Origin of the sequence: Streptomyces sp. 1114.5 (genome assembly GCF_003635085.1) — a bacterium.
GTDB lineage: Bacteria > Actinomycetota > Actinomycetes > Streptomycetales > Streptomycetaceae > Kitasatospora.
In genome coordinates this window covers 669602-687068 of the sequence record NZ_RBXE01000001.1, presented here as the reverse complement: position 1 = coordinate 687068, position 17467 = coordinate 669602, and the positions used below count along the sequence as shown (strand labels likewise).

Here is a 17467-nt window from a genome sequence, read left to right as displayed (position 1 = left end):
GGGTGTCTGGTGGTGCTGGGGGCCGACCCGTTAAGGAGGCGTCAATGCTCCTCTTGCGGATCGTTACTCAGTCTAACATTTTGCCATATCTTTAGCTTGGTCCCCCGTTCACGGCTCCCGGCCGACTCGGCCTAATGTGGTGCCCTGTCACGGCCGCAGGCCCTGGACACGCCCGCCCGCCCCGAAGTCAGGACCGCAAGGACCCAGATGCCCCGCTCGAAGAAGTTCCGGCGCGCCCGTCTGTTCGTGATCGTGCTGGTCGTGCTGCTGGTGGCCGGCGTCGGCTACGGCGGCTACCGCGGGGTCACCGCGGTCCGCGCCTCCTTCCCGGAAGTGGACGGCAGCGTCAAGGTGGCGGGCCTGAGCGCGCCGGTCGACGTGAAGCGGGACGCCAACGGCATCCCGCAGCTGTACGCCGACACCTCCGAGGACCTGTTCCGCGCCCAGGGCTACGTCCAGGCGCAGGACCGTTTCTGGGAGATGGACGTCCGTCGGCACATCACCGCCGGCCGGCTCTCCGAGATGTTCGGCGACGGCCAGGTCGACACCGACACCTTCATCCGCACCATGGGCTGGCGGCAGGTGGCGCAGAAGGAGTACGACACCAAGCTGTCGCCGGAGACCAAGAAGTACCTGCAGGCCTACTCGGACGGCGTCAACGCCTGGCTCGCCGAGCACCCCGGCGGTGAGAAGGCCTCGCTGGAGTACGCCCTGCTCGGCGCCGTCAACAGCGGCTACACGCCCGAGCAGTGGAGCCCGGTGGACTCGGTGGCCTGGCTCAAGGCGATGGCCTGGAACCTCTCCGGGAACCTCCAGGAGGAGATCGACCGCTCGCTGCTGACCCAGGACTTCGGCCCGGACAAGATCGCCGAGCTGTACCCGGACTACCCGTACGCCCGCAACGGCACCATCGTGAAGACCGGCACCGTCAACGGCGACAACTACCGCCCCGCCGACGGCTCCCCGCAGCCCGGCGCGGGCAACGGCACCGCCACCGCCCAGGGCGCGGCCACCACCAAGGCGCTGCTGCAGGGCCTCACCGACCGGATCGACGGGATGCCGCAGCTGCTCGGCCGCCCCGGCCAGGGCATCGGTTCCAACTCCTGGGTGGTCGCCGGCAGCCACACCACCACCGGCAAGCCGCTGCTGGCCAACGACCCGCACCTCGGCCCCGGCCTGCCCTCGGTCTGGTACCAGATGGGCCTGCACTGCCGGACCGCCTCCCCGGCCTGCCAGTTCGACGTCTCCGGCTTCACCTTCGCGGGCATGCCCGGCGTGGTGATCGGCCACAACAAGGACGTCGCCTGGGGCTTCACCAACCTCGGCGCCGACGTCACCGACCTCTTCCTGGAGAAGGTCACCGGCCCGGACACCTACCAGGTGGACGGCAAGGACGTGAAGTTCGACCTGCGCAAGGAGACCATCAAGGTCGCCGGCGGGGACGACCGCACCATCACCGTCCGCACCACCCAGACCGGCGCCCCGCTCATCTCCGACCAGAGCAACGAGCAGCAGAACGTCGGCAAGTACGCCCCCAACGGAACCTCCGCCCCCGACCGCGGCACCGGCGGCTACGGCGTCGCCCTGCAGTGGACGGCGCTCAACCCCGGCAAGACCATGGACGCCGTCTTCGAGCTCGACAAGGCGAAGAACTGGGACGACTTCCGCGCAGCCGCCAAGGACTTCGCCGTCCCCGCGCAGAACCTGATCTACGCCGACGCCAAGAACATCGGCTACCAGGCCCCGGGGGACGTCCCGGTCCGCGGCAAGGGCGACGGCACCTACCCGGCCCTCGGCTGGGACTCCGGCTACCAGTGGAAGAGCTCGATCCCCTTCACCGCGCTGCCGTGGAGCCTCAACCCGTCCTCCGGCTACATCGTCACCGCCAACCAGGCCGTGGTCGACCCGAGTTACAAGTACAGCCTGACCAAGGACTGGGAGTACGGCACCCGCGCCAAGGAGATCACCGACCAGATCGAGGGCCTGCTCAAGAACAACGGCAAGATCTCGCCGGACGACATGCAGACCCTGCAGCTGGACAACACCAACGTGATGGCCAAGACGCTGGTCCCGCTGCTGCTCAAGCAGCAGATCGACGACCCGTACGTGCGCCAGGCGCAGGACCTGCTGAAGGACTGGAACTACCACCAGGACGCCGACTCGGCCGCCGCCGCCTACTACAACGGCGTCTGGCGCCAGCTGCTCACCCTCGCCTTCGGCCAGAAGTTCCCGGCCGACCTCCGGGCCAAGGACAACTGCCTGCTGGTGCGCCAGCAGGACGACCCGACCAAGCCGGACAGCACCACCAGGATCGTCACCGAGTGCGGCACCCGCGACCCGGGCAAGGCCCAGCCGGACGGCGGCGACCGCTGGACCGAGGTGGTGCGTGCGCAGCTGGACAAGCCCGACAGCTCGTGGTGGACGTACATCGACTCCCAGCACACCGTGCAGAAGGGCCTGGACAACCTCCTCAAGGAGGCGATGAAGAATGCCCGCCAGGAGCTGACCTCGCTGCTCAGCAAGGACATCTCCACCTGGAGCTGGGGCCGGCTGCACAAGCTGGAGCTGCGGGAGCAGACGCTCGGCACCGACGACTCCTCGATCGCCTCCCCGGTGCTCCACAAGCTGCTCAACCGCGGCCCGTACCGCCTCTCCGGCGGCTCGGCGGCGGTCGACGCGGCGGGCTGGAACGCGGCGGCCGGCTACCAGGTGGACTGGATCCCGTCGATGCGGATGGTGGTCGACCTGAACGACCTGGACTCCTCGCGCTGGATCAACGTCGGCGGCGCCTCCGGCCACGCCTTCCACGCCAACTACAACGACCAGACCGACCTCTGGCTCAAGGGCAAGCTGCTGACCTGGGCCTTCGGTCCGGATGCGGTCGAGAAGGCCACCACGCACAAGCTGGTGCTCACCACCGGCTGACGCCGGTACTCGCCGGCGGCCCCGTTCCCCTCAGGGAGCGGGGCCGCTGTGTCCTCGCCCGCTCGCCTCCGGGGCGCTCCGGCCCGGTGCCGACGGTCGGCGCTCCCTCGCTCCTGCGTCGCTCCCTCGCGCTCTCGCTTTCGGCACCGGCGCGCCCCTTCGGCTCGGCGCGGGGCCGTTCACCCCTCCGGGCCCAGCCGCCGGACGCCCGAGGGCGTGACCGCCAGGTCCACCGGCCGGTCGTGCGGCTCGGCCGGCACCCGGTCCAGCAGCTCGTGCTCGTACAGCAGCACCGCCAGCACCGGCCGTACGCCCGCCCGCCCCAGCCGGGCCAGTACCCGGTCGTAGCTGCCGCCGCCCCGGCCCAGCCGCAACCCGTCGCGGTCCACCGCCAGGCCCGGCAGCAGCACCACGGAGGCCTCCGTCACCGCCTCCGGCCCGAGCCGCGGGCCCACCGGCTCCAGCAACCCGCGCCCGGCCGGGGCCAGTTCCCCGGGCCCTGCGTACTCGGCCCAGTCCAGGTCGTTGTCGGCCAGCAGCACCGGCAGCAGCACCCGCACCCCGCCGGCCCGCAGCGCGTCCAGCAGCGGCCGCGTCCCCGGCTCGGTGCCCACCGAGACGTACGCGGCCACGGTGGCGCCCGGACCAGCCAGCTCCCCGGCGTGCCCGGCCAGCGCGCGGGCCGCCGCCACGCGCCCCTCAGCGGAGAGTGCGCGCCGTTCCGTCAACAGCCGTGTCCTCAGGTCGCTCTTCTCGTTGTGCATCGGATCCTCCACGTGTCCAGACCGTCGACGCGCAGAGCCTGCCACGCGAAAGGGCGCCCCGATTGTCCACCCCGCTGCTGGTCCAGGCCCTGGCCGCGCTGAGCGCCCCCGCGGTGGCCGGCGCCACCGTCCTCGGACTGCGGGGCCGCCGGGCCCGGGCCTCGGCCGCCGCCGGCGCCGAGCGGCTGAAGGCCCGGATCGCCGAACTGGAGGAGCGCTGCGCCGAGCTGGAACGCACCGCCTCCTGCGATCCGCTCACCGGCGTGTGGAACTACCGCCACCTGCAGCTCACCCTCGACCGGGAGATCGAACGGGCCCGCCGCGCGGAGCAGACCGACCAGGCCGACGGCCCCCGCCCGCTCGCCGTGCTGATGCTGGCCATCGCCGGCTTCGACGCGGTCGTCGCCGAGCACGGCCGCGGCCGTGCCGGTGCCGTCCTGCGGGACCTCGCCCAGCGCCTCGCGATGGAGATCCGCCGGGCCGACACCCTCGGCCGCTACAGCGGCGAGGAGTTCCTGGTGGTGCTGCCCGACACCGGCGCCGAGGGCGCCGCACAGGTCGCCGAGCGGCTGGTCTGGTCGGTCCGCCGGCACCTGCTGCTCGACTGGTCCTCCGGCACCCGCGCGCCCCGCCCGGCGCACGGGAACGGCCTCACCGCCGCCGTCGGCATCGCCGTCCTGCCCGAGGACGGCACCCACGCCGCCGTCCTGCTGCGCGCCGCCGACGCCGCGCTCGCCGAGGCCCGGGCGGCCGGCGGCGACTGCTGGCGGAGCACCGCGGGGGCCCCCGAGCGGGCCGCCGCCGGGCGCCCCGCACCGGTCGCTTCGGGCGCCGGACAGGGGCCGACTGCCGAACGTAACCGTTCGGAAAAGCCGGGTAGTCTGTCGGCCTGTGCCGGCGGGGACCCCCTCGCCCAGCCGGTCACGTCCCATACGCCAGCCAGTGTGGCCGTGCCCCGCGACGTGCTGTCCTAGCCGTCCCCGCGCGTGCGGCCGGGCGAAAACGTGCCTGAGTAAGGTAAACGCATGACGACGACCAACTCCCGAGTTCCGGTAACCAAGGCCGTGGTACCCGCGGCCGGACTGGGCACCCGCTTCCTCCCGGCGACCAAGGCCACCCCGAAGGAGATGCTGCCCGTCGTCGACAAGCCGGCCATCCAGTACGTCGTCGAGGAGGCCTCGGCCGCGGGCCTGTCGGACATACTGATGGTCACCGGCCGCAACAAGCGCGCGCTGGAGGACCACTTCGACCGCGCCTACGAGCTGGAGGAGCTGCTGGCCCGCAAGGGCGACGAGCAGCGCCTCGCCCGGGTCCGGGAGTCCGTCGAGCTGGCCAACATGCACTACGTCCGCCAGGGCGACCCCAAGGGCCTCGGCCACGCCGTCTCGGTCGCCGAGCAGCACGTCGCCGGCCAGCCCTTCGCCGTCCTGCTCGGCGACGACCTGATCGACCCGCGCGACCCGCTGCTCTCCCGGATGATCGAGGTGCAGCAGGAGCTCGGCGGCTCGGTCGTCGCCCTCATGGAGGTCGAGCCCTCCCAGATCCACCTCTACGGCTGCGCCGCCGTCAAGGCGAACGGCTTCGGCGAGGACGTCTTCCAGGTGACCGACCTGATCGAGAAGCCCGAGCCCGGCGAGGCCCCCTCGAACTACGCCGTCATCGGCCGCTACGTCCTCGACCCGCTGGTCTTCGACGTGCTGCGCGAGACCCCGCCCGGCCGCGGCGGCGAGATCCAGCTCACCGACGCCCTGCGCGAGCTCACCGCCCGTGAGCCGGAGGACGGCGGCCAGGTCCACGGCGTGCTCTTCACGGGCCGCCGCTACGACACCGGTGACCGCGCCGACTACCTGCGCGCTATCGTCCGTCTGGCCGCCGAGCGCGAGGACCTGGGCCCGGAGTTCCGCTCCTGGCTGCGGGAGTTCGTCGGCTCCGAGATGCAGGACTGACCGCACGACAGAGAGCGAGCCGCCGATGACCGGGTCCACCGAGCACAGCACCACGCCCGCAGCCTGCTGCGACGCAGGAGCGGACCCGGCACCGGCGGCGCCCCGCCTCTGGACCGTGGACGAGCACCTCGCCGACGTGCTCTCCGCGGTCGGCCCGCTGCCCGCGATCGAGCTCCAGCTGCTCGACGCCCAGGGCTGCCGGCTCGACGAGGACGTCGTCGCCGACGGCGACCTGCCGCCCTTCGACAACAGCTCGATGGACGGCTACGCGCTCCGCACCGCCGACACCACGGGCGCCACCGACGCCTACCCCTCGGTCCTCTCCGTGGTCGGCGACATCGCCGCCGGCGCGGGCGAGCTGCCCAGGGTCGGCCCCGGCCAGGCCGCCCGGATCATGACCGGCGCCCCCCTGCCGCCCGGGGCCCGGGCCGTCGCCCCGGTCGAGTGGACCGACGGCGGCACCGGCACCGGGGTGGCCGCCGCCGCGATGACCGCGCCCGTCCCGGACGAGGAGGTCCGCGTCCTGCGCCCGGTCGCCGACGGCGCACACATCCGCCGCCGCGGCAGCGACGTCGCGGCCGGCACGAAGGTCCTGGAGGCCGGCACCCGGCTCGGCCCCACCCAGCTCGGCCTGCTCGCCGCGATCGGCCGGGCCACCGTGAAGGTCCGCCCGCGCCCGCGGGTCGTGGTGCTGTCCACCGGCAGCGAGCTGGTCCAGCCCGGCGAGCCGGTCGGGCCCGGGCAGATCGCCGACTCCAACAGCTTCACCCTCACCGCCGCCGCCCAGGAGGCCGGCGCCATCGCCTACCGGGTCGGCGCCGTCCCGGACGACGCCGACCGGCTGCGCGCCGTGCTGGAGGACCAGCTCGGCCGCGCCGACCTGATCGTCACCAGCGGCGGGGTCAGCGTCGGCGCGTACGACGTGGTCAAGGAGGTCTTCGAGACCTACGGCGGGATGGACTTCCGGAAGCTGCGGATGCAGCCCGGCAAGCCGCAGGGCTTCGGCCGGATCGGCGGCGCGAGCGGGGTGCCGCTGCTCGCCCTGCCGGGCAACCCGGTGAGCGCCTACATCTCCTTCGAACTCTTCGTCCGCCCGGTCATCCGCACCATGCTCGGCGCCGCCGACGTGCACCGCCCGGTCGTCCGCGCCCTCTGCCCGACGGCGCTGCGCTCCCCGGCCGGCCGCCGGCAGTTCCTGCGCGGCCGCTACTCGGCGGCCGACGGCACCGTCGAGCCGGTCGGCGGCGCCGAGTCGCACCTGGTCGGCGCACTGGCCCGGGCCGACTGCCTGATCACCGTCCCCGAGGACGTCACCGACCTGCCCGCCGGCAGCGCGGTGGACGTGGTGCTGCTGGACTCCTGAGCGCGCCGGGTCAGGAGTGCCCCGGAGGCGGGCGGGCGAACAGCAGCGGTACGGTAGCGCGGTATTCGACCTGCGCGCCCCTGGAGTTACCCGTGACGACACCCCCCGGCGACCGCCTCACCCACGTCGACGACCAGGGCGCGGCCCGGATGGTCGACGTCTCCGAGAAGGCCACCACCGCGCGCACCGCCGTCGCGGCCGGGCGGGTGACGGTCTCCCCGAAGGTGGTCGAGCTGCTGCGCGGCGAGGGCGTGCCCAAGGGGGACGCCCTCGCGGTGGCGCGGATCGCCGGCATCATGGGCGCCAAGAAGACCCCGGACCTGGTCCCGCTCTGCCACCCGATCGCCGTCTCCGGCGTCAAGGTCGACCTCGCGGTCGTGGACGACGCGGTCGAGATCACCGCCACCGTGAAGACCGCCGACCGCACCGGCGTCGAGATGGAGGCGCTGACGGCCGTCGCGGTCGCCGGGCTGACCGTGATCGACATGGTCAAGGCCGTGGACAAGGGCGCCGCCATCGAGTCCGTCCGGGTGCTCAGCAAGACCGGCGGCAAGAGCGGCGACTGGTTCGCGCCGGAGGTGGGCGCGTGAGCGGGCGAAGCGAGCTCACCATCGAGAGGTGCGGGTTGCGCGAAGCGCCTGCCGAGCGAAACGGGGCGGGCGCATGAGGGCGCTCGCAGTGACGGTCTCCAACCGCGCCTCGGCCGGGGTCTACGCGGACAAGGGCGGCCCGCTGCTGGTGGCCGGCCTGACCGCGATGGGCTTCACCGCCGACGGCCCCCGCGTCGTCCCGGACGGGGAGCCGGTGGAGGCAGTGCTGCGCGAGGCCGTGGCGGCCGGTTACGACGTGGTGCTGACCACCGGCGGCACCGGCATCTCGCCGATGGACCTCACCCCCGAGATGACCGCCCGGGTGATCGACCGGCCGGTCCCCGGCATCGCCGAGGCCATCCGCGCGTACGGCCGGGAGAAGGTGCCCACCTCGGCGCTCTCCCGCGGGCTCGCCGGGCTCGCCGGACGTACCCTGATCGTCAACCTGCCGGGCTCGACCGGCGGCGTCAAGGACGGCCTGGCCGTGCTGGAACCGCTGCTCGCCCACGCCGTCGACCAGCTCGGCGGTGGGGACCACCCCCGGCCCGACGCCCCGGCCTCCGGGGCTCCAGCATCCGGGAGAGGGCACTGAACGCCGGCTGGCCGGTAGAACTCCACGAGGGGGAGGTCACGCTGCGCCCGATCCGGGCCCGTGACCAGCGCGAGTGGCAGGAGGTGAGCCGGCGCAACCGCGACTGGCTGCGGCGCTGGGAGGCCACCGTGCCGCCCGGCCCGGCCGGTCAGGTCGCCGGTCCCCGCCCGACGTACCGGCAGATGGTCCGCTTCCTGCGCGGCGAGGCCGCGGCCGGCCGGATGCTGCCCTTCGTGGTGCTCCACAAGGGCCAGCTGGTCGGCCAGTTGACCGTCGGCGGGATCACCTGGGGCTCGATGTGCTCGGCGAACGTCGGGTACTGGGTGGACGAGGCGGTGGCCGGCCGGGGCATCATCCCGACCGCCGTGGCGCTTTCGGTGAACTACTGCTTCCGCACGCTCGGACTGCACCGGATCGAGGTCTGCATCCGCCCGGAGAACCTCCCGAGCCGACGGGTGGTGGAAAAGCTCGGCTTCCGCTCGGAGGGAATCCGCCCGCGCTATCTCCACATCGACGGCGACTGGCGCGACCACCTGGTGTACGCGCTGACCGACGAGGAGGTCCCGGAGGGGATGCTGGAGCGCTGGCGGGCACTCAGCTCGGGCCGCGAGCCGGGAAATTGAATATATGTTCGAAAGAAATATCGATATGGCATCGCCGCGATGGCGGACCGTCACAAATGCCGGCAAAATAGTCGGAGAATCAGCTTGATCACACGACACGCCGCGCCAAATTGCTGCCAGGCCTTCCCCGGCGCCCGTACGGTGTGAATCGTGAGCAGTAGCGGCCTTATCTACGCCGTCATCGTAGGGGCCTGGGCCGCCTATCTGGTGCCGATGTGGCTCCGCAGGCAGGACGAACTCAACGAGGCGCGCCCGACGGAACGCTTCAGCACCGCCATCCGCCTGCTGGCGGGACGTTCGGCGCTGGAGCGACGGGCAGCCCGGGCCCTGGGCGACGAACCGCGTGACGACGAGCAGAGCAACGACGGCCCTCCCGGACGGGACGAGGCCGCCTCCGGCGACCCCGTCGCGCGGGAGCCCGAACCCCCGGTGGAACGCCCGGCCGAGCGGCCGGTGCCGGTGTCCGCGCCGGGAGCCGGGGGCGAGCGCCGGGCGCGGCTGCTGGCCCGCCGGCGCCGGATGGTCACCGCCCTCTTCCTCGCCTTCGCGCTCGGCGCGGTCGTCGCGGCGGTCGCCGGACTGGCCTTCCTCTGGGTCCCGGCCGTCCCGGCGACCCTCCTCACCCTGTACATCGGGCACCTGCGCAAGCTGGAGCGGCAGCGGTACGAGGTGAAGCTCGACCGCGTCCGGGCCGCCCAGGCGGCCGAGCGGCTGCGCAAGCGCGAGCAGCAGCGCGCCCAGGCCCCGGCCGACGGCGGCGGCCCGGCCGAGACCGCCGCGGCCGCGCAGCCGGCCCCGGCCGCGCCCGCCGAGGAGTGGACCGGACGTCGCCCGCACCTGCGACTGGCCGCGGATCCCGAGGAGGCGACCGTCTCGGTGCCCTCCGCCTCCGCGGTGGCCGAGGCGACCGAGCACGAGGAGTGGGTCGACGGCATGCGCGAGCGCGGTGCGGCCGGCCCGGACTCGTGGGAGCCGGTGCCCGTCCCGCTGCCGACCTACGTGACCGCGCCGGTCGCCCCCCGGGTCTCCCGCGGGCTCGACCTGTCGGCCCCCGGCACCTGGACCGCGGGCCGCCCCGCCGAGCCCCGCACGACCCCGCTCTTCGACCAGTACGCCGAACCGCAGGGCCCCGAGACCCGCCCGCGCGCGGCCAACGAATGACCCGGGCCGCCCCCCGACCAGCACCGCATCCCGGGGGGTGGTCACGGACCCCCTCCGAAAGGTGCTAGAGTTTCTTCTCGTTGGGGCTGTGGCGCAGTCCGGTAGCGCACCTCGTTCGCATCGAGGGGGTCAGGGGTTCGAATCCCCTCAGCTCCACCCAACGGATCGGCTCCGGCCGGTTCACCGAATCCCGCCGGGAGGCAACTCCCGGCGGGATTTCGCGTTTTGTGGCACCGGGCCCGCTCCGGGGCGCACTGTGGCTGGGATCACAACCCCTTCCGGGGGCGGTTTCTGACGCGGTTTGAGCCTCAGGGGGGTCGGTTATGGTGGGTGGGCCCAGACGCTGACGACGGAACGATCTGGTCTATCTCAACGGGGTGCCATCGAGGTGCGCGAGTTCGGTCTGACACGGTGGGCGCGGCAGTCCGGCCCGGAGGGATCCGGCGACGGCCCGGCACCCGGTAGATCGAACTCCTGGACCATCGCGGCGACCTGTGCGGCGGCGGTCTCGCTGGCGGTGTTCACCGTCTTCCGGCACGGCCACGCGGCCACCATGGTCGACATGCTGGTCTACCGGGCCGAGGGCCAGGCCGTCGTCCGGGGCGAGGACCTGTACGCGATGCGCCTGCCCGGCTGGGACCTGCCGGCCACCTACCCGCCGTTCGCGGCGATGCTCTTCGTGCCGAGCACCTGGTTCGACGTGAGCACCCTGCGCGTCCTGGTGATGCTCCTCAACTACGCGCTGCTCGCCCTGGCCGTCCACCTGTCGCTCAAGCTGGCCGGGTGGGGCAAGCAGCACCGCACGGCCGTCGTGATCCTGGCGGCCGGCCTGGGGATCTGGCTGGAGCCGGTCTTCACCACCTTCCAGTACGGCCAGGTCAACCTCGGCATCCTCTGCCTGGTCCTGTGGGACCTGACCCGCTCGGACCGCAACCGGTTCAAGGGCGTGGGGATCGGCCTGGCCATCGCCATCAAGATCACCCCAGGGCTGTTCGCCGTCTACCTGCTGCTGACCGGAAGGATCCGGGCCGCGCTGGTCTCGGGCGGCACGTTCCTGGCGGCGGGCCTGATCGGCTGGGCCGCGCTTCCGGACGCCTCGTACGGGTTCTGGACCAAGTACCTCTGGGACCCGAGCCGGGTCGGGGTGACCGTCCTGGTGGACAACCAGTCGCTGCGCGGAGCCGTCTGCCGGGTGCTCGACGTCAACGACCCGGGGCTGGTCGGGCTGATCGCCTCCGCGCTGGTCGGCGCCTTCGGGCTCGGGGTGGCCGTGCTGGCCGGGCGCTCCGCGCGGGTGCTGCGCCGGGCCGACGCCTGGGGCGGGGTCTGCACCGCGTTCACCGCGCTGCTGGTCTCGCCGATCAGCTGGACCCACCACTGGGTCTGGTGCATCCCGCTGATCGCCCTGCTGGTGGTGGAGGCCAGGACCAGGGCGCGCCGGGTGCTGCTCGGCGTGACCGTGGTGGTGTTCTTCTCCCACGTCATGTGGACCGTGCCGCACCGGTGGGGACGCGGGGTCGCCTGGTACTGGCAGCTGCCCGGCGCGCTCTACGCACCGCTGGGCATCGCCGTCCTGGTCGTCCTGGGGGTGCGGCTGTACCGCGCCCGGCGGCAGGCCGTGGACGACAGCGGTGGCGGAGCCTGGGCGCTCCTCGCCGCCAAGCTCGACCGCGATCCCGCACTGACCAACCGCACCTGACGGAACGGACCCGACGGCCCAGGACCCGACGGCCCCGGACCGGACCCGACCGACCCCGACCGGACGGACCAGAGCTCACGTGACCACCCAGACCGCACCCCCGTCGCCTCCCGCTGCCGGGCCCGCCGCCCGGACGTCGGCCGCGGCCCTGCTGATCGGCCCGGGCCGGCGCACCGTGCTGCTCACCGCGCTCTGCTTCGCGGTGACCTGTGCCATCGGCCTGCAGGGCTGGACGTCCGTGTCGCTCGGCGGTTTCGACCTCGGCATCTTCGACCAGGGCGTGCGCGGCTACGCCCACTTCGGGCTGCCCGTCTCCACCCTGAAGAGCTTCCACCACGAGTTCCCGCCCGGCTTCTCCCTGCTGGGCGACCACTTCTCGCCCGTCCTGGCGCTGCTGGCGCCGCTGTACTGGATCTGGGACGACCCGCGCTCGCTGATCGTCGGCCAGTCGCTGCTCTTCGCGGCCGGGGTGCCGCTGATCCGGCGGATCGCCGTGCACAGCTTCGCCGGGGCCCAACCGCGCACCGCCCGGCGGGCCGCCGACCTGGCCGGCCTGGTCTACGCGCTCGGCTGGCCGCTGCTGGTCGCCGCCCGGGTCGGGTTCCACGAAGTCGCCTTCGCCGTACCGCTGACCCTGCTGATGCTGGAGCGCGGACTGGTCCGCCGGTACGGCACGGTGGTGCTCGCCGCCGTGCTGCTGTGCTGCACCAAGGAGGACCTCGGCCTGATGGTCGGGGCGTACGGGCTGGTGCTGCTACTGCGCACCCGCCGCACCCGGGACCGGGCGGGCCGGTACACCGGCCTCGGCCTGCTGCTGGGCGGGCCGATCGCCTCGGCGGTGGCGATCACGTGGCTGATCCCGGCGATGGGCGGGGAACCGGGCTACTACTGGAACTACGGCTCCCTCGGCACGGACGGCGGGGACGCGCTGAGCAACCTGCTGCACAACCCGTTCCTGCTGGTGCAGGCCGCCTTCGACCAGCCGCTCAAGCCGCTGCTGCTGCTCTGGCTGTTCGGCACCACGCTCCTGCTGCCGCTGCGCTCGGCCACCGTGCTGTGCGCGGTGCCGCTGCTGGCCGAGCGGATCCTCTCCAGCAACCCCAACCACTGGTCGATCGCCCGGCACTACGACTCGATGCTCTGGCCGATCCTGCTCACCGCCGCCGTCGAGGTGCTGGGCCGGCTGAGCAGCGCCGAACGGCCCGCGCGGACCGTCCGGCGGGCCCGCCTGCTGGGCCTCGGCACGGCCGGGATCGCGCTGGTGGCCGCCGTACCGATCGGGCTGCTGCACCTGGCCATGCCCTCCTCGTGGGAGGCCAAGCCGAGCGAGGCCGCGCTGGTGCGGGCGGCCGCGCTCATCCCGGACGGCGCCTCGGTGGAGGCGGACAACCAGATCGCGCCGCGGCTGACCGCCCGGACGGACGTGGTGCTGGTGGACGGCACGCCGCGCGGGCGCGCGTACGTGCTCACCCGGGCGGACAAGCGGTCCTTCCCGTTCGCCGCGGACACCGAGCAGGCCGCGCGGATCCGACTGCTGCTGGCGCACGGGTACCGGCAGCTGTGGGCCGAGGACGGCGTGGTGCTGCTGCACCGGGAGAGCAGCGAGCCCGTCCCCGGCGAACAGGTGCCGGGGCCGGGCAGCAAGCCCGTCCAGGACAAGGTCCCGTCCGACGTGGGGCACGACCTCTTCCGCGGCTGAGCCGCACGGCCCGGGACGGCCGAGGGCCGACCGGAGACGCTGCTCCGGCCGGCCCTCGGGTCGTGCCGACGGTCAGGGACGGTCGGCGTAGGAGCCGCTGTGGTGGCTGCCCTGCGGCGGCACGGAGCCGTGGTGGCCGGGGCGCCGGCCGTGCGGGTGCCGGGTCAGGTTGTAGCCGAGGACGCCCGCCAGCGCGGCCAGGAAGCCGCCGCCGATCGTCCAGTACCAGCGGCTGTTCCAGCCGGAGAACCAGCCGGTGTACCAGTGCTCCTCCTCCGCCACCGGGGCGGCCGCCTTGGCCGTGCTCGCACCGCCGCCGACCGGCGGGACCAGCGGGGCCTTCAGCTCCCCGCCCTCCGGCTGGGCGTTGTCGGCGTTGCCCTTGGCGGCGACGTGCAGCCGGACGGCGGAGGCCAGGCCGAGGTCCGGCTGCGGGACGTCGGTGACCGACAGCCGGACGTAGTAGGTGCCGGGCAGCGGGTCGCCGGACCACGGCTCGGCCCAGGTGCGGACCTCGCGCAGGGTGCAGTCGAGCGTCAGGGCGGTGGTGTTCTGGTCACCGGTGGCGTTCTGGGTGCCGGCCGTGCAGGACTGGCGGCGGCGCAGCCCGTCGAAGACCTCGACGGACCAGGTCTGCGGGCCGTGCCGGTCGGTCGCCGGGGCCAGGTCGACGGTCAGGCCGACCGTCGGGGTCTGGCCCTCGGAGGCGCCGAAGGCCCAGTACAGGTAGTCGCCGGTGGAGACGGAGACCTTGGCGTCCTGGCCGGGGGAGAGGTTGACCGCGGTCAGGAAGGAGGTGCCGGCCTTGGTGGCCGGGGCCGGGGTGCCGCTCGCGCTGGGCGAGGGCGAGGGCGCGGCCGAGGCGGCCGGGGCACCGAGCGCCCCCACGGCGAGGGCGGGCAGCAGGGCGAGGGTGGCGAGGGCGCCGCGAATCGTCGTACGCATGGTCAGTTCTCCCGCCAGACGGCGATCCGCCAACGTGCGATCCAGCCGAACAGCAGGCCGAAGACCAGGCCGGCCAGGGTGAGGGTGAGCAGCAGGATCCAGCCGCGGCCGAGGCCCATCGCGGCGCCCTCGGGGGCGGGCGAGGAGGAGGCCAGGTCCACGGTCAGCTCCAGCGGCAGGCCGGGGTCGGCCTGGACGCCGGCCTGCGGGGCCAGCGAGTTGCTGACGACCAGGCAGACGGTCGTCTCCGGCTTGTCCTTCGAGTCCTTCGAGTCCTTCGCGGAGCCCGAGGAGGCGGTCGGGCTCGCGGTGACGTAGCCCGTGGAGTCGGCGGTGGACCAGCGCAGGCCGGTGGAGACCAGGTCGGTGCGGCTGCTGCCGGCGTCGGTGCCGCGGACCAGTTCCTGGCCGGTCGCGCTGGTGGCCTGCAGCAGGACGCCGTAGTCCCGGGCCACCGGGCGGTCGAGGCCGACGCTGACCGAGGCGCGCAGCTCCTGGCCGGCCTTGACCGGGACCTTGTAGACGCGGTGCTCGGAGAACTTCTCGCGGTCGGTGTAGACGCCCGGGGCGAGGACCGGGGCGCTCTCGCACTTGTCGGTGCCGGCGGTCTTGACCGGGGTCACCGTGTAGGTGTCGTTGGAGCGGTCGACCAGCTGCTTCACCTTGTCGGTGAGCTGCTCCTGGGTGCGGACGTCGGTGTAGGTGCCGCCGGTCGCGTTGGCGATGCAGAGCAGCTGCTGGCGGGTCTTGTCGTCGTGGGCCAGGCCCAGGGTGTCGACCACCAGGTGGATGCCCTGGGAGGCGAGCTCGCGGGCGACGTCGCACGGGTCGGGCGGGGTGCAGGTGTCCTCGCCGTCGGTGATCAGCACCACGCGGCGGGTGGTCTCTCCCTTGCCGAGGTCCTGGGCGGCGCCGCGCAGGGCCAGGCCGATCGGGGTCCAGCCGGTCGGGCGCAGGGTGGCGACGGCGGTCTTGGCCTCGACCTTGTTGGTCTTTCCGACCGGGAACAGCTGCTTGGTGTCCTGGCAGCCCTGGTTCTTGTCGTTGCCGGGGTAGTTCGCGCCCAGGGTGCGGATGCCGAACTCGGTCTCCGCGGGCAGGGCGTCGATCACCTCGTTCAGCGACTGCTGGGCCACCGAGATGCGGCTCTTGCCCTGGATGTCGGTGGCGGTCATGGAGCCGCTGACGTCCAGGACCAGGTCGACCCGGGGGGCCTCCTTGGGCCCGGGGGCGGCACCGGCTGATGGTTCGTCGGCGTGGGCGGGCAGGCCGAGGAGCAGCGAGGCGCCCGTTATCGCCAGGGCGGCCAGCAGGCTGCCGAGCCTGGTCTGTGGTCGTCGTCCGGTAGTCACCCGGCCGATCCTAGGGATCATCAGTTCGTCGTGGCGAAACGAGTCCGGATCGTGCACCGACCAGCCCCGGCGTGAACTCCGGCGCGCGGGACCGGAATCCGGGACTCACGGCGGCCTTACGCGGGCTGGATAGCCTTCGTATCCGGTGGGCGGAGACGGGGGCGCGATGGAGCTGGCGGCGGTCGGCAAGCGGTACGGGCGGGGCGGGAGGTGGGTGCTGCACGGGGTCGACCTGGCCGTCGGGCCGGGGGAGTTGGTGCGGATCGCCGGGGCGAACGGGAGCGGCAAGTCGACGCTGCTGCGGCTGGCCGCCGGGATCGAACGGCCGAGTACGGGTCGAGTGGCGCGGCCCGGTGCGACCGCGTACGTGCCCGAACGCTTCCCGCCGGCGCTGCCGTTCGACGCGGCCTCGTACCTGCTGCGGGTGGGCCGGGTGCACGGGCTGTCGGCGCGGACGGCGCAGCGGCGGGCGGGGGAGTGGCTGGACCGGTTCGGCATCGCGGACCGGGCGGGCACCCCGCTGAGCCGGCTGTCGAAGGGCACCTGCCAGAAAGTCGCGGTCGCCCAGGCGCTGCTCGCCGAGGCGCGGGTGCTGCTGCTGGACGAGGCGTGGACCGGGCTGGACCCGGAGGCCCGGGCGGTGCTGGACGAGGCCGCCGCCGAGCGGGCGGCGGCGGGCGGCACGGTGCTGTTCGTCGACCACGACCCGGCCCGGCCGGCCGGGCTGACCAGCGCCGCGTACCGGGTGGGGGCGGACGGCGGGCTGCGGCCCGTCGAGGACGTGGCTGCGGTGTCGGAGGAGCGCGGCCCGGTGATGGAGGTGGAGGTGGACGTCCCGGACGGCGCGCCGCTGCCGGAGCGGCTGCCCGGCGCGCCGGAGCGCACCTCGCTGGCCGGGACGGCGGTGCGGCTGGCCGTGCCGGCCGCGCACTCGGACGCGCTGCTGCGTCGGCTGCTGCTGGGGCGCCCGGCCGTGCGGGTGCTGGCGGTGCGGGCGCGCGGGGAGGCCGTGGCGGGGGAGCCGTCGTCCGGGAAGTCCTTGGAGGGGACCTCGGCGGGGGAGGCCTCGGTGGGACGACCCGGGCCGGGGGAAGCGGAGGGGGAGCGGTGAGGCAGCTCGGCTCGCTGACGCGGTACCACCTGGAGCTGCTGGTGCGCTCGCACGCCTGGCTGCCGCCGTTCCTGGCGTACGTGCTGCTGCTGGTGATCGGGGTGACGGCGGGCGACCCGCTGCTGGGCGCCCTCGGCTTCGGCGCCGGGGTGCTGCTGCCGGTGAGCGCCTGGTACGTGCGCAGCGTGCTGGCCGCGGAGCCGCCGGCCTCGCGGGCCTGCCTGGTCGCGGTGGCCGGACCGGCCCGGGTGCACCTGGGTGCGCTGCTGGCGGCGCTGACGGTCTCGCTGCTGCTGGCGGCGGGTCAGGTGGCGGCGCTGTGGTGGGCCGGTGGTGCGGTGGCCGACCCGGGAGCGGGGGCGACGCCCGGGGTGGGGACGGCGCTGCTGGCCGGGCTGCTGACCTCGGTGGTCTGCGCGCTGCTCGGGGTGCTGGCCGGGGCGCTGACCAACCGTCCGCTGGCGGCCCGCGGGCCGTACGGCATCCCGGCGGCGTTGGCGCTGGCCACGCTGCTGCTGGTGGTGCCGGTCTCGCCGGCCAACGCGGCCCTGCGCGCCCTGGTGAGCGCCGGGCGGACCGGCCGGGTCGCCGTGCCGTGGCCGGAGCTGCTGCTCGCCGTCGTGCTGCTGGCCGCGGGCTGCGCGGGTGCGGCGGCGCTGGCCGGGCGTCGGCCCGAGTGAGCAGCCGGGTCGGTCCG

At 73.8% G+C, this 17467-nt stretch carries 15 protein-coding genes and 1 tRNA gene; 13 read left to right on the top strand and 3 right to left on the bottom strand.

Features of this window, described 5'->3' with window-relative positions; all coding sequences use genetic code 11:
* Window positions 1–207: 207 nt before the first annotated feature.
* Window positions 208–2925, top strand: coding sequence for a penicillin acylase family protein (locus BX285_RS02905; protein ID WP_097236526.1), 2718 nt, complete (start codon window positions 208–210; stop codon window positions 2923–2925).
* A gap of 179 nt (window positions 2926–3104) precedes the next feature.
* On the opposite strand, the gene BX285_RS02900 is transcribed toward BX285_RS02905, so the two are convergent.
* Window positions 3105–3689: a 5-formyltetrahydrofolate cyclo-ligase gene (locus tag BX285_RS02900; protein WP_097236525.1), complete on the bottom strand. Its 585-nt coding sequence runs from the start codon at window positions 3687–3689 to the stop codon at window positions 3105–3107.
* 62 nt (window positions 3690–3751) lie between these two features.
* Between BX285_RS02900 and BX285_RS02895 the strand changes: the two genes are divergently transcribed.
* The 10 genes from BX285_RS02895 (at window position 3752) to BX285_RS02850 (ending at window position 13362) form a co-directional block, all read left to right on the top strand.
* Window positions 3752–4663 (top strand): GGDEF domain-containing protein, encoded by a 912-nt coding sequence (locus tag BX285_RS02895; RefSeq protein WP_183106990.1) that lies wholly within the window; start codon window positions 3752–3754, stop codon window positions 4661–4663.
* Window positions 4664–4714: 51 nt separating this feature from the next.
* Window positions 4715–5635 carry a UTP--glucose-1-phosphate uridylyltransferase GalU gene (gene galU, locus BX285_RS02890; RefSeq protein ID WP_097236524.1) on the top strand — a complete coding sequence of 307 codons (921 nt, stop codon included), beginning with the start codon at window positions 4715–4717 and terminating at the stop codon, window positions 5633–5635.
* A 25-nt stretch (window positions 5636–5660) separates the two neighbouring features.
* Window positions 5661–6998 (top strand): gephyrin-like molybdotransferase Glp, encoded by a 1338-nt coding sequence (gene glp, locus BX285_RS02885; protein ID WP_121174384.1) that lies wholly within the window; start codon window positions 5661–5663, stop codon window positions 6996–6998.
* A gap of 149 nt (window positions 6999–7147) precedes the next feature.
* The gene (gene moaC, locus BX285_RS02880) at window positions 7148–7588 is read left to right on the top strand and encodes a cyclic pyranopterin monophosphate synthase MoaC (protein ID WP_097240045.1); all 441 of its coding nucleotides are present in this window, start codon (window positions 7148–7150) and stop codon (window positions 7586–7588) included.
* A 73-nt stretch (window positions 7589–7661) separates the two neighbouring features.
* Entirely contained in the window at window positions 7662–8180 is a 519-nt protein-coding gene (locus BX285_RS02875) for a molybdenum cofactor biosynthesis protein B (RefSeq protein ID WP_097236522.1), read from the top strand.
* Window positions 8177–8803, top strand: coding sequence for a GNAT family N-acetyltransferase (locus BX285_RS02870; RefSeq protein WP_121174383.1), 627 nt, complete (start codon window positions 8177–8179; stop codon window positions 8801–8803). The genes BX285_RS02875 and BX285_RS02870 overlap by 4 nt, the downstream gene beginning before the upstream one ends.
* 150 nt (window positions 8804–8953) lie before the next feature.
* Window positions 8954–9964: a hypothetical protein gene (locus BX285_RS02865; protein WP_121174382.1), complete on the top strand. Its 1011-nt coding sequence runs from the start codon at window positions 8954–8956 to the stop codon at window positions 9962–9964.
* 82 nt (window positions 9965–10046) lie between these two features.
* Window positions 10047–10120: transfer RNA gene (locus tag BX285_RS02860), tRNA-Ala, on the top strand.
* Window positions 10121–10352: 232 nt separating this feature from the next.
* The gene (locus tag BX285_RS02855; RefSeq protein ID WP_259470416.1) at window positions 10353–11663 is read left to right on the top strand and encodes a glycosyltransferase 87 family protein; all 1311 of its coding nucleotides are present in this window, start codon (window positions 10353–10355) and stop codon (window positions 11661–11663) included.
* 79 nt (window positions 11664–11742) lie between these two features.
* Window positions 11743–13362, top strand: coding sequence for a DUF2079 domain-containing protein (locus BX285_RS02850; RefSeq protein ID WP_121174381.1), 1620 nt, complete (start codon window positions 11743–11745; stop codon window positions 13360–13362).
* A gap of 72 nt (window positions 13363–13434) precedes the next feature.
* Here BX285_RS02850 and BX285_RS02845 read toward each other — a convergent pair whose 3' ends face one another.
* On the bottom strand, window positions 13435–14307 hold the full coding sequence (locus BX285_RS02845) for a peptidase (protein WP_220783895.1): 873 nt from the start codon (window positions 14305–14307) through the stop codon (window positions 13435–13437).
* 2 nt (window positions 14308–14309) lie between these two features.
* A complete protein-coding gene (locus BX285_RS02840; RefSeq protein ID WP_398899481.1) occupies window positions 14310–15659 on the bottom strand; it encodes a VWA domain-containing protein in 1350 nt (449 codons plus the stop codon).
* Between the two features lie 166 nt (window positions 15660–15825).
* Between BX285_RS02840 and BX285_RS02835 the strand changes: the two genes are divergently transcribed.
* Together BX285_RS02835 and BX285_RS02830 are read left to right on the top strand one after the other, a co-directional pair.
* On the top strand, window positions 15826–16770 hold the full coding sequence (locus BX285_RS02835; RefSeq protein ID WP_121174380.1) for an ATP-binding cassette domain-containing protein: 945 nt from the start codon (window positions 15826–15828) through the stop codon (window positions 16768–16770).
* On the top strand, window positions 16767–17450 hold the full coding sequence (locus BX285_RS02830) for an ABC transporter (RefSeq protein WP_121174379.1): 684 nt from the start codon (window positions 16767–16769) through the stop codon (window positions 17448–17450). The genes BX285_RS02835 and BX285_RS02830 overlap by 4 nt, the downstream gene beginning before the upstream one ends.
* Window positions 17451–17467: the final 17 nt, after the last annotated feature.

What these genes read in the sequence shown, in the direction of transcription:
- BX285_RS02905 (WP_097236526.1), top strand. Translation starts at nt 208, where the DNA reads ATGCCCCGCTCGAAGAAGTTCCGGCGCGCCCGTCTGTTCGTGATCGTG.
- BX285_RS02900 (WP_097236525.1), bottom strand. Translation starts at nt 3,689, where the DNA reads ATGCACAACGAGAAGAGCGACCTGAGGACACGGCTGTTGACGGAACGG.
- galU (WP_097236524.1), top strand. Translation starts at nt 4,715, where the DNA reads ATGACGACGACCAACTCCCGAGTTCCGGTAACCAAGGCCGTGGTACCC.
- glp (WP_121174384.1), top strand. Translation starts at nt 5,661, where the DNA reads ATGACCGGGTCCACCGAGCACAGCACCACGCCCGCAGCCTGCTGCGAC.
- moaC (WP_097240045.1), top strand. Translation starts at nt 7,148, where the DNA reads ATGGTCGACGTCTCCGAGAAGGCCACCACCGCGCGCACCGCCGTCGCG.
- BX285_RS02875 (WP_097236522.1), top strand. Translation starts at nt 7,662, where the DNA reads ATGAGGGCGCTCGCAGTGACGGTCTCCAACCGCGCCTCGGCCGGGGTC.
- BX285_RS02845 (WP_220783895.1), bottom strand. Translation starts at nt 14,307, where the DNA reads ATGCGTACGACGATTCGCGGCGCCCTCGCCACCCTCGCCCTGCTGCCC.
- BX285_RS02835 (WP_121174380.1), top strand. Translation starts at nt 15,826, where the DNA reads ATGGAGCTGGCGGCGGTCGGCAAGCGGTACGGGCGGGGCGGGAGGTGG.